This is a genomic window from Bacillus sp. FSL L8-0199 (assembly GCF_038005705.1).
In the GTDB taxonomy this organism is placed as follows: domain Bacteria; phylum Bacillota; class Bacilli; order Bacillales; family Bacillaceae_G; genus Bacillus_A; species Bacillus_A cereus.
On record NZ_JBBOTS010000001.1, the window covers coordinates 3,459,696 to 3,471,978 of the forward strand.

Below are 12,283 nucleotides of genomic sequence, written 5' to 3' on the forward strand. Positions count from 1 at the left end.
ACAAGGTATACAATCCCCCCTATTTAGAAGTTACTAAAAGGAATTCTATAAAAAATTTAACTTACTACGAGAAAAATTTCCTTATTTTCACGCAAAAAACATATGATAAAAATTTATCTAAATAATTAAAATAATCAGATTTTTTACTGTAATTTAATTAAAGACAAATATTAAAACTCATATCAAGTTACAGATAAGGCTACTACAGCACATAATTAAGAACATGAATAAGTAAGGATAACTATTGGTATATATCTGAGGAATCTAATTTAAAACCTCAGTTAACGTATCATTTATTATTGTTGTAATTTTTTCCACATTGTTATTTATAAAGAAATGATTTCCTTCCAAATTATAAATCTTAAAATTCCCACAAGTATGCTTCTTCCAACCAATTATGCCTTTTAGACTAATTAAATCTTCTGTTCCGTTTAATACAGTAATATCGCATGTGATTTTGTCCGCTTTTTCTTTATATTCATATGTTTCAACTATTTTAAAATCATGTTTTAGTAAAGGAATGAAAAATTCGAACAATTCTTCGTTACGAATTAATTCTTCTGGTGTTCCCCCTAATTCTATAACTCTATTTTTAAACTCGTTATTTGGTAAATTATAAGTTATCTCCTTCTTTTCCCTTTCACTCGGTGCTTTGTATCCAGAAAAAAAGATATGCTTGGGTTTCTTGAATCCCATTCCTATTATTTTATAGTATAATTCATACGCTAATAGGCTCCCCATACTATGTCCATAAATTGCATAATCTTCCTCACCTATTTTATCCCGAATATTATCAAAGATGTCATCTACCGCTTCTTCTAAGCTATTATAAAATGGTTCATTGAATCTTTTCCCTCTTCCCTTTAACAGTACTGGACATAGATTTATAGATGGGGTTAGATAATCACCCCATTTATAATATAACGCTTCGGATCCTCCTGCATAAGGCAAACAAAATAACATCATTAAAATGCACCTCTATCTGATAAAAGTTTGTAAAAATCATTAATAATAATATCTTGGTTAATGACTGTTATATTACTAGAAATTTCTTCATTTAATGAACATACAGCCATTTTGTATTCTAACTCTATATCAAAAATCGCCATTGAATAAGAATTACTTTTTTCTTCATTATCGGAAAGTATACGAACAGCTTTGTGACTATCTATATTAATAGAAAATGATTTTAGTGACATTGATAATCCGCTTCCATAGCATTTAATATAACTCTCTTTCAATGTCCATACCTCATAAAACTTCCTCAATTGATAATTAACATCACCTTTTTGTATATAAGCATATTCACTATCACAGAAAAAACTTTTTGCTATTTCTTCGTATTCAATATGTTTTATTTGTTCAATGTCAATTCCAACAGGGTTATTACTAATTGCACATACTACAAATTCTCCCGAATGTGAAATGTTAAAGTAATAATTCGGATACCCCTTTAAATAAGGTTTTCCATAATGATTTTTCCCCCATACTATTCTTTCATTACCGATTTTAAGCTTTTTATTTGTTAGAGTCCTTACTAATAATTCACCAATCAAGGTTCTAATTTTATCTTTTTTATTAATAAATTTTTTTATTCTATATCTTTTCTCTTCATCTATCCACGAACAAATTTTTTCTAATTTGCGATCATTTATATCTTTAATTTTGGTAACAAAAATTTCCATAAAACCCCTCACAAATCCTAGTTAAATTAATTGATCAACTACAATTATTCGAGCGTTATGCTAACTGATTTTTCTACTTTCATTAATCGTGGAATGCTAATCATGTAAAAAACTCCTACAAATATTAAACATCCGCCAACTATCCAAAAAAGAGTTTCAACTGCAAGAATACCTGGGTAAAATCCAGCAATAAAAAGTAAGGTTAGTGACTGTGAGAGCATCATCAAAGGATTAATACACCCGTGTACTCTTCCCATCATTTTGGGATTTACTATTTTCGGAATCCAACCTCCAATAGCTACATTAATCATCGGAAGTGCTAGGGCAACTATGCCCGTACAAATAACATACAGCCAAACTGTATTGACTAATGAGCTCAAAATAGTCGCTCCTCCTCCAATAAACAAAGCTAAAATTAGTAAATGATAAAGCTTTATTTTTTGAGAAAGTATAGATGCTATAACACTACCAAGTAAAATCCCGATACCAAAGACTATACTTAATATAATTGAAACTTCTTCATAGTTTCTTGGGGCTAGTTTGTATTTTAAAATAAATACCTGCATCACTGAGAGCCCTCCATTTAAAATTCCGAAAACTATAAATCCGGAGATAAGTGTAAGTAACAAGTTGTGGTTCAAAATATAACGTATTCCCTTCACAAAATCCTTCATTACAATTGAAATGTTCAAATCCTTGATATTATGCTTTCCATTTGGCATACGAATTTCTTCTGACATTCTACAAGATTTTATTAGAAGAGCACTAATAAAAAAACTAATTGCATCAATTAAGATTGCACCATAAATACCGATTACCCAATAACAATAAATCCCGATACCACTACCAAAAAGCATAAACAAACTTGTAACCATCTGATTCAAACCAACTGCAGTAGCATAGTCATCTCTTGTTAAAACACCTTGTACAAGGGATGATTGCGCGGGTGTAAAAAAGCTCTTTACCATACTTCTTAAAAATAACAGCGCAAATGCTACTGGCATCCAGTTTAGAAAAAGAGACCATAATAATAAAAGCGATAATATAGAACAGATCCAATCACAATTTTGAGCTATTTTTTGTCGATCAATCCTATCAGTAACTACACCAACAAGAAAAAATACTACTAATGTGGGCAAAGACAACATCAACTCCGTAATAGTAGCATATGCAGGTTGGTGCGAAAAACGATTTAAAAAATAAAACATAAGTGCAGTTAAACCAATTGTACTACCCATTTGTGAAGTAAAAGATGCAAAAAATAGCCTCGAGTAATTCCCATTTTGAAATATAACTAAAATTTTCTTCATAAGGACTCCCCATTTAATTTGACTTAATTCTAATTATTCAGAATTCAATACCTTTGCTATGTTTGAAACGTATAATATCTAAATCCCTAACGTTCATCACAGTTCCTTTGGTTAGAGCCTAACACACTGCTTTAAGATATAATTTGCCATTAGGATTTCTATCGCGGATTACACGTCCAAATGTACACTACCACTCATTAAATTGTATAGTTTTTCATTCTGATATTCATAATCCAAACATAACTATCCAAAAGCATCCTCCTTTTGATATGCAGTTTATTTTCTCTAACTTTTCACGCTACATTCTAATACTACCTTATATTGTAATCAAAATAATAAACGAATTATTTTCTCAAGTTGTCAAAATCACTAATAAATCATATTTATTAGTGATTTTGACAACTTGATTTCTCCTCTAAAAACGTAATATTACTGTAAATTGTTTTCCAAAAAATAATTATGTATATCTACAATTATTACAACAAGGAATGAACACCAATGTTATCCTATCCCTTATAACTGTTTTAACTTAAGTATGAAATTCATTTTTGAAGTGAAAATGATGTGGGGTATGTCTATGAGGTTTAGTCTTCCAAAAAAAATTGTAATGAGTAAATTCTTACCAAGAAAACGTTATTCGTATTGATGATACATATATAAACCATATTTTCACTCAGTCATTCTAGGACAATTGAAGTGGCTTAAACTTGCCACTTCAATTGTCCTAGAAATGTTTCATCTTTATCTAACATCAAATTAACACTATAAGCAAAAAGCTACTTATAATTCAGATGTTTTTCCTTAAAAATTTTTTGATTTATCTTTTGCAGGTAAAATGTAGTTTTCCCCTTTTTCATATATAGAAAGTATTCTTTTCAAGAAAGTAACTTTTGGTACTAACCAATAAGCAATTATCGCTGAAACAATCCCTAATATAGCACCTGTTATAACATCGAAAGGATAATGAACTCCTACCCAGATACGAGAAATGGCTACACAGAATGCAAGTGTAATCCATAGCCAACCAATCTTTTTATGAACAAGCCAAAATGAAAAACAAATTGAAAAGAATAAAATTGTATGGTCACTTGGAAATGAATTATCAACAGCATGCTCTACCAATTTATTAACATTGGGTAACTCTGCAAATGGTTGATAATTTGAATGAAACTTTCCTGCTATTTTCCCGATAACCTCAGCAATCACAAAAGCAATCATCGCTTGAACAACCATCATTCGATTTTGGTTAGATCGAGTAAACCAATACACTACAATAATTAAAGCTAAGAAATATACCATATATTCTGCCACGAACGTCATAGTAGAATTGAGAAATGGGTACTGTTTACCTAAATCGTTAACGGCTCGAAAAGCATCAATATTGAATTGAGAAAAAGACATTTTCAAACTCCTCCTTACCATATATATAAATCAAACGCTAATTATAATTTTTTAATCTACTTTTTGTTACTACCTAATAGTTTTAGATGGTCCCATTTTATTTTTCTTAATGAATATCTACCTTTTTAAAATATGAAATCAATAATACTAATCCAATAATAGATGTTCCGAATATACCTATATAGGAGTACTCGGGAGGATAAGTGGGCTGAAGCGTATTTCTTGAGATATCACCTGCTGCTGCCCATGGAAACAATCCTCTATGTTCTGAATTTGCTGTCATTAAATTAATCATGGTTATTACAACTGTAAATACAATGGTCGGTACGTAATTCTTAAGTACAATTGTTAAAAGTATGATTGGTGTTGATAAAATAAAAAGCAATAATCCACCTATCAAAAACTGTACAAAAGATTCCCTTATTAAGGATGAACTTAGTCCATCAAATTGAAATATTATCCCTAATAATAATGTTAATCCCCATGCTACAAAAGTTAACATCATAATCCACGAAAATAGAAGTAGGAATTTACTTATAAGAAAATTCATACGTGATACAGGTATAGTTAATAAATTCTTTAATGTATCTTCTGTATATTCCCGAATAAATAGGTAGGCGGTTACTACCCCATATAGTGGTACTCCTATTATTAGAACAGTATATAAATTTACTTCACCAAACAATTGACTAAATACAATAGTAGGAGTAGGATGTTTAGTTTTTAAGCTTACAAATGATGCTACTACTACCATAAAAGGTACTACCGATGCACCGAGAATACTAATTAAGAACATATGGGATCGTTTTAGCTTTAATAATTCTGTATATAACAGATTAACCAATTGTTCCACCTCCAACTAATTTTGTGAAGTAATCTTCTAATCTGTCTTCACTCATCAAGATTTTCAAAACCTGAATATCATTTTGTACAAATATTTTATTAATATCTCCTTGTTGCCCAAGTTTAGAATACACGCGAATAATCCCCTCATTATGAACTTCATAATCAAAAATACCAAAGTTTTTCTCTAAGATTTTTGTAGCTTTATTGTCATTCGATACTTGAAACTCAATATATTTGCGATTCTTTTTTCTAAGGCTGTTAAATTCGATTTCCTCTAAGAGCTTACCTTCATGAATGATCCCCATATGATCTACTAACTGTTCTATTTCCGATAAAATGTGGCTGGATATTAATAAAGTAATTTTTCTTTCTTTAGCCAAATTTTGTATCAATCTTCTAATTTCCTTAATTCCTATTGGATCCAAACCATTAGTAGGCTCATCTAATATTAATAATTCTGGGTAATGAAGAAGAGATCTAGCAATCCCTAATCTTTGCTTCATCCCTAAAGAATATTTGCCCACAAGCTTTTTAGTTTCATGTTGCAATCCCACGATTTCTAACGCTTCATCAATTGCATTTTTTTTGTGTATCCCAATAATTTTCGCATTAATTAGTAGATTTTCCCGTGCTGTAAGATTCTCATAAAATCCAGGAACTTCAACAATAGACCCAATTCTTTTAAGGATTTCTTTTTGATTTTTTAATAAATCTTCTCCAAATATTTCAATCTTTCCATGGGTGGGCTTTATCAATCCTAATAACATTCTAATTGTAGTCGTCTTCCCTGCACCATTTCGACCTAAAAAGCCGTAAATTTCTCCTTGATTTACGGTTATATTAAGATTATCCACTGATTTCTGATTGCCATAAATCTTTGTTAAATTTGTAGTCTTTATTATTGCGCTCATGTAAGAACACCAACTTTCTTGTATGCTTATGTTTTTAGTATAGAAAGCAAATTTTAAACCGGGCTTAACTATTTCTTAACTATTTCTTAATTATGAAATTAACTATTCATCATTAACTCCATCTTGCTCCCTTGTACAATAAAGATAACCCCACTCTCCTTTGACTTTGATATAAGTCTCATCTAGATGCTAAGTATAGTGTGTAAATTTGTTTTTCTTTTTCCAAATCTGATTAACATCAGGGTATGTTACAATTACTTGACCTTTATGTAATAAGTCTTCAAACACTACTATTTCTCTTTCTTGCTGTTTAGTACCAACGAAAGTAATGGCTAGCTTTACAAAACCTTTTTTCTTTTTCAATAAACTTAGTCTCAACAGTTACTTCTTTACCCTCAATTAATAATTGAGGGTAATTAGTATACAATTGATAAAAGAAAAAAGAAAACGTGAAATTCAAAATTTAATGGATAAACTATTTGAATATTAATTCTTCAAACGAGAAGAGCCCTCCAAATAGGACGGCCCTTCTTTATTTCACATACAAATAGGCTTGCTTACAGTAATTTTTTTGTATAGGACTTTTTCTTAACACATATACTATTTTTGAACCTGTTTACCAATACGCGTCCTGTTGGTATCTTAAATTCCTCTTAAAAAGAGCTGCAGATACGACTGCATGCCCTTTTATTTACGTTGTTTCTCTATATTGAATAAAATAATTAAAAACTAAAAATGTAATATTACATATTTTTTCTGTTCAGATTATGTTAGGATTTACTTCGTAGTCGAATTATGGTTTCGTATCTAATTCAGCAATATGTGAACTGTTTACCTAAAGAAAAGACACCCAAAAGGTGTCTTTTCTTCTTTTAATCTAAAAAATATTTTTTCTTTTCAGTAAGATCCAATTATCCCTCTAACCTAGACCTCATAATTAAAGGCAATTTAATCATGGTACTCAAGAGTTTTCATCCATTTCAATATACCTATAGCTTAATTTAAAATCACATTTCCAGCACTATATTTGCTTTCCTACAGATTTTCTGTCTTGTTCTTAATTCTGTCAAAATCCTCATGTAGCTATACAAAGAATATATGCTACTATGCTACTATGATATTAAGAAACTATGCGTTCCCTTAACCCTGTATCCGGCCCTGTATTTATTACAGGGTCTTTGTTTATTTTATTTACTTTTATTGGCTTATAAGGGTTAATACACAACCAATTTCAATTAAAACCGTTTAAATGTTAGTTAAAATTTGAAATAATATATCTATTAACTTTTTTAACAAATGTAATCTAATATTAAATTTCTAAATCTATACTGTACTATACACCAGTTAAAACTATATAAATAGTATTAACTATCTTAATTGAATATTAGTAATAGTAAGTATAAACATTATCAATTTACTACATCTTACATTTATGTAAAAATAAATACATGTTAAGCTTTTTCAAAATCTTTCCCCTAATAAAGATTTGAAGTAGCATTTCATGATTCTCCTTACTGTTAATATGCCTTGAAAAAGAACCCTATAGGGTTCTTTTTCTTCTCATTATAACCTCAGTAAGTCCATGCAAAAAGGACTGCTAATTATTTGCAGCCCTTTTACACGTTAATATACACTTGTATTACATGCTTAAAACTTTATTGTATTAGGTATTTATACCAACTAAACATGCCATTATCATTTAGATATATAACACTTCAAAGTTTAGAAGTATACAATAACAAATCTTTCCCAGCTTCCAGCTACATAACTAGTAGCTGTTAATTCTCTACCACCATTTGCTGATATATATCTACCATTACTTAGTGCTTGTAATACATATATCCTATTGTCTCCACCATTATATAAGATAAACTTTCCCAGAAATATCTGGTTTATCCTCAAATAGAAAATCTTTATCTTTTGCCCATTTATCAGGTGCTAAACGTACATATTCAATATTAGCTTCTTTTGCACTTTTATAGTTTTCAGGTAATGACGTACTATTCATGAAATTAGTACCCTTTCTTTTCGAATCCCAAAAACTAATTTTTGAATCGCCCTTGTGGTATGTATCAGCTCTTACATTCATTTCCTGTACTCCAAAACTCATCATGCCTAATAACGCAACAATTGGCAAAACTTTTTTCACAACTTTTCCTTCTTTCTCTTTATATTTAACACACATAACATACCTTTGTTTTGTTACAGGAATATGGCAATTTTCCAAAAATACCTTTTAAATTTATACATTGGTAGTTCATTCATAAAAAAAGAAAGAGATAATTAGAACGTTGCTTCATTTTAAAAGAAACAAAAAAGGAATCCTTTACGGATTCCTTTTTGCAATGCACTCTTTTTCAAATGGTACATTTTGCACCTACTTTTAGTATAACTTATAATTCCTATAAAATAAATAAGATTAACTGAAATTTACTTCAAATTGTGATAAAAAACATAATTAAGAAACGCAGATAACTAAATATCATCCCTTTATTAAATAAAAAAGATTAAATAATTCCCCCTCCAAACTAGGACCCCTTTACACTTTTTACAAATATTGTTATAATTAGATAAACTAAAGCATTATCCCATTAACAAAGGGCCTCCATAATTGGAGTCCTTTTGTTAATTAGCTATTAAAAATGATAGCATGTGATTATTGTATAATTTCTTCCTTTTTTAGATCTGCATATTCTTCTACGAAATCCCATAAACCTTGCTTTTCGAAGTAAGAAATACTTTTTTCACTTCTTCTAAGAGTTTAATTGCTTCATCTTCATTAAGAGAACGTAAAATATTGAAATGATATACATACTCTTCATTTCCTAATTCCATACAAACTGCTAATCCTTTTTCAATAAGTTCTTTTACAATATTTGTTTTTCTTAGCTTATAGTGTTCACGCGCTTGTAAGAACAATGCTTTAAAATGGACAATATTCTTCTCTGTCACTTCTGATAAATGACGAATTGCTAATTTAGATAAATTTTGAGTTGCATATAATAGTCCTAGATTATGCCTTACTATTAAAATCAATTTTTCTTTATTATGTTTTTGCAAAAGGTCAATGGACCGATTGAAATGTTCTTCCGCTTTTTCAAATTGCTTTAAGAATATACGAGCTGTCCCTAATGCGGTTTCACAAGAAGCAACTTTCACCTCATATCCCATTAGCCCTAAATACAAGGAATATAGATACTTATTTTACTTTCAAAGGCTGAAACCTTGCTGCATAACTACTGAAAATAAAGTGAAAAGACGTTCAAATCCATATGGATAGATCGTCTTTTCACTTTATTTCATACATATACTGATTTTTCACTTATTCATTTTGTATTGTACTTAAAAAACCAATAAATTCATCTTCATTTACAGGTTTACTGTAGTAATAGCCCTGAATTAGATAACATGCATTACGTTGTAACACTGTTAATTGTTCCTTCGTTTCTACCCCTTCTGCTATCACTTTCATGTTTAAAGTATGAGCAAGTGAAATAATGGTTTGTATAATTTCATCTCCATCAGTAGAAGTTCCAATCCTATTAACAAATTCTCTTGGAATTTTCAAAGTATCAATTGGATAAAGAGGAAGATACGCTAATGAAGAATAACCTGTACCAAAATCGTCAATTGATAAATGTACACCATATGATTTTAATGCTTTTAACTTCGATAAGGTTTCCTTTTCATCTACCATTGCTATTCGCTCTGTTAATTCCAAATCAATCGAATTAGCAGGTACTCCTATCTCTTCTATGGTAGATATAATGGTTTGAACAAAATCTTTCTGTTCAAACTCTATAGCTGATAAATTTATCCCCATCTTTAGATTTGAAAAGCCCGCAGAATGCCATTCTTTCAGTTGTTGACACGCTTTCTGTAACGTCCACTTCCCAATTGAAATAATCTGCGCCGTTTCTTCTGCGATAGGTATAAACTCAAAAGGAGAAATCAGCCCAAGCTCTGGATGTTGCCAACGTATTAAAGCCTCTGCACCAATAACCTTACCTGCCTTACTATCAATTTGTGGTTGATACAATAAAAACAACTCATTATTTTCAATTGCATTTGGTAAATCCTGTTCTAATCGTAATCGACGAGTTACTTTTTGAGATAATGTCTCGTCATACATACAAACAGCATTGTTACCTTTTTCCTTTGCGCTATACATAGCGATATCAGCGTGTTGTAAAAGTGTAGTAGTATTTATTCCTCCAAATGGATACACTGCTATTCCTATACTAAGAGATAAGTAAAAACTATGCTGATTTACTACAAATGGTTCTTCAGTTATACGAAATAGAGTTTTACACAAATCCAATAGCTGTTGCTCTGTTTGGTTATGGACAATGATCGCAAACTCATCACCACCTATTCTTGCTAGAGGAATAGTCGGTGACAGACATGTCCTAAAACGTTTGGCAACTTCTTTTAAAACCTTGTCACCAATCGAATGACCCAATGTATCATTAATAGTCTTAAAGCGATTTAAATCAATATACAGGAGCCCAAACTTATCCTGTGTTTTTTGTGCACGCTTAATAGATCTATCTAATTCTTGTTGGAAGAATATACGATTTCCAATCTCCGTCACCGTATCATGGAATGCAAGGTAATTTATCTCTTCCTGTTGTTGTTTCATCCTTGTTATGTCTTTTACCATTACATAGCTCCCAAAGGTTTGTCCTTCTATCATAATAGGAACTATAGTGACATACCAAAAGAGTATATCTTTCTCATTGTTATTTTTCACACGTAACTGTAGTGAAGATGAACTACATCGTTTCCCTTTCTTTATAGCTGCTTCCAATTCAGATTTATCTTCATCTAAAAAAATAGAGAAGCACTCTTTCCCTATCAATGCAGCACTTTCTTTTCCTAATAACATACTTCCAGCCTGGTTTATATTTAATACGATACCGTTTGAATCAATCGTTAAAATAGGATCCGGATGATACTCATATAATGACTTAAATCTCTCTTGATTTTTTACTAAATCATTAGATTTATTTATTAAATCCCTTGTTCTTTGAGATACTGTTTGTTCTAATTGATTATTAAACACTTTTAATGTTTTAGTTAACTCTTTGTTTTGCATTCGTACGATTGTATGACGAATCAGTACAAATACAAAAGCAATACAATTTCCCGTAATTAATGTAGCTGAAGAAGTTTGCTCTTTCAAAGTAAAGCCAATTAAGACTGCAACTGCAAGATAAGGGAATATACCAAGAAGTTTCTCTCCAAATGTCGGATTAATAATAAAATAATTTCTTTTAGAAGAAGTATTCTTTGGGATTGTAGCAGCAATAGCGATAAATAATAGGAAAACTCTATACAAACACCTTAAAAATATAACTGAACGCTCTGACAAATCACCTTGTAAGTAAAAATACAAATAGTCCGTAATAGCCAATCCAGTTAATACTAGGATAAAAATAAACAATTTACTTTTTGCATTGAAAATAGCAGGTCGAAAGATCAGTGTAACTCCAAGTAATAGAAGCAATAAATCTATAATCGGAAAAATAAATGAGAGAAAAACATCTCCAATTGATAAGAATAAAATATTTGCAGATGGTTTATTAAATAGGTACCACTCTAATGTAAAAATAGCAGTAACAACAATGCATAAATCACAAAGTAAATACGTTTTCTCCCATTTGTTACATTCCATCATAATTTTATAAAAGAACGCAAAAAGAAAGAAGAATAAGAAAAACAGTAGGAATACATCAGAAATATTAAAATTTTGTATTGGTAATTCTACATTAAGTACTTGAAAAGCGGATATGAAATTCCCTATCAAAAAACACCCTATTGCAATAGTAATGCAAACCCAGAATACTCCTAACTTAATTTTTTGGGATAATATAGAATACAGTAATGAGATAAATACAGTAGTTTCAACGACTAAAGATGATAGTCGGATATTAAAATCTGATACGAAATAATGATTCGGAAAAACAAATAAAAATATAAAGCAAAAGCTTATATAAGTTATTAAAGCCAATATCAATACATAAAATTGCACATATGCATGCTTACGCAATGGACTCACCTTCTTGAGTTTTTCTATACTTTTATTAAAAAATGGCTTGATGGTAGCACAAGTCCTACTAATTAAAAT

The 12,283-nt window shown here is 30.2% G+C and carries 8 protein-coding genes and 4 pseudogenes; all 12 read right to left on the reverse strand.

What is annotated here, in order from left to right:
• Positions 1-264 precede the first annotated feature (264 nt).
• Positions 265-966, reverse strand: coding sequence for a thioesterase II family protein (locus NST86_RS17765; protein ID WP_000979068.1), 702 nt, complete (start codon positions 964-966; stop codon positions 265-267).
• Positions 966-1,685, reverse strand: a complete 720-nt coding sequence (locus NST86_RS17770; protein ID WP_061663256.1) for a 4'-phosphopantetheinyl transferase family protein — start codon at positions 1,683-1,685, stop codon at positions 966-968. The genes NST86_RS17765 and NST86_RS17770 overlap by 1 nt, the downstream gene beginning before the upstream one ends.
• Before the next feature lie 44 nt (positions 1,686-1,729).
• Positions 1,730-2,995 carry an MFS transporter gene (locus NST86_RS17775; RefSeq protein ID WP_016118422.1) on the reverse strand — a complete coding sequence of 422 codons (1,266 nt, stop codon included), beginning with the start codon at positions 2,993-2,995 and terminating at the stop codon, positions 1,730-1,732.
• Between the two features lie 801 nt (positions 2,996-3,796).
• Entirely contained in the window at positions 3,797-4,396 is a 600-nt protein-coding gene (locus NST86_RS17780) for an undecaprenyl-diphosphatase (RefSeq protein WP_000010574.1), read from the reverse strand.
• A gap of 106 nt (positions 4,397-4,502) precedes the next feature.
• On the reverse strand, positions 4,503-5,240 hold the full coding sequence (locus NST86_RS17785) for an ABC transporter permease (protein WP_000247702.1): 738 nt from the start codon (positions 5,238-5,240) through the stop codon (positions 4,503-4,505).
• Positions 5,233-6,153, reverse strand: a complete 921-nt coding sequence (locus NST86_RS17790; RefSeq protein WP_001273092.1) for an ABC transporter ATP-binding protein — start codon at positions 6,151-6,153, stop codon at positions 5,233-5,235. Before NST86_RS17790 ends, NST86_RS17785 begins: the two co-directional genes overlap by 8 nt.
• A gap of 117 nt (positions 6,154-6,270) precedes the next feature.
• Positions 6,271-6,390: pseudogene (locus tag NST86_RS17795) on the reverse strand (IS6 family transposase); the annotation flags it as partial.
• Positions 6,379-6,559: pseudogene (locus tag NST86_RS34895) on the reverse strand (VaFE repeat-containing surface-anchored protein); the annotation flags it as partial. The pseudogenes NST86_RS17795 and NST86_RS34895, both read right to left, overlap by 12 nt.
• Before the next feature lie 1,316 nt (positions 6,560-7,875).
• A pseudogene (locus NST86_RS34900) lies at positions 7,876-8,028 on the reverse strand (fascin domain-containing protein); the annotation flags it as partial.
• Positions 8,015-8,338, reverse strand: a pseudogene (locus NST86_RS17800) (cellulase); the annotation flags it as partial. The pseudogenes NST86_RS17800 and NST86_RS34900, both read right to left, overlap by 14 nt.
• Before the next feature lie 512 nt (positions 8,339-8,850).
• Positions 8,851-9,324, reverse strand: coding sequence for a tetratricopeptide repeat protein (locus NST86_RS17805; RefSeq protein ID WP_103572787.1), 474 nt, complete (start codon positions 9,322-9,324; stop codon positions 8,851-8,853).
• A gap of 151 nt (positions 9,325-9,475) precedes the next feature.
• Positions 9,476-12,205, reverse strand: a complete 2,730-nt coding sequence (locus NST86_RS17810; RefSeq protein WP_227593252.1) for a sensor domain-containing protein — start codon at positions 12,203-12,205, stop codon at positions 9,476-9,478.
• Positions 12,206-12,283: the final 78 nt, after the last annotated feature.

What these genes read in the sequence shown, in the direction of transcription:
- NST86_RS17780 (WP_000010574.1), bottom strand. Translation starts at nt 4,396, where the DNA reads ATGTCTTTTTCTCAATTCAATATTGATGCTTTTCGAGCCGTTAACGAT.
- NST86_RS17770 (WP_061663256.1), bottom strand. Translation starts at nt 1,685, where the DNA reads ATGGAAATTTTTGTTACCAAAATTAAAGATATAAATGATCGCAAATTA.
- NST86_RS17775 (WP_016118422.1), bottom strand. Translation starts at nt 2,995, where the DNA reads ATGAAGAAAATTTTAGTTATATTTCAAAATGGGAATTACTCGAGGCTA.
- NST86_RS17765 (WP_000979068.1), bottom strand. Translation starts at nt 966, where the DNA reads ATGATGTTATTTTGTTTGCCTTATGCAGGAGGATCCGAAGCGTTATAT.
- NST86_RS17805 (WP_103572787.1), bottom strand. Translation starts at nt 9,324, where the DNA reads ATGGGATATGAGGTGAAAGTTGCTTCTTGTGAAACCGCATTAGGGACA.
- NST86_RS17790 (WP_001273092.1), bottom strand. Translation starts at nt 6,153, where the DNA reads ATGAGCGCAATAATAAAGACTACAAATTTAACAAAGATTTATGGCAAT.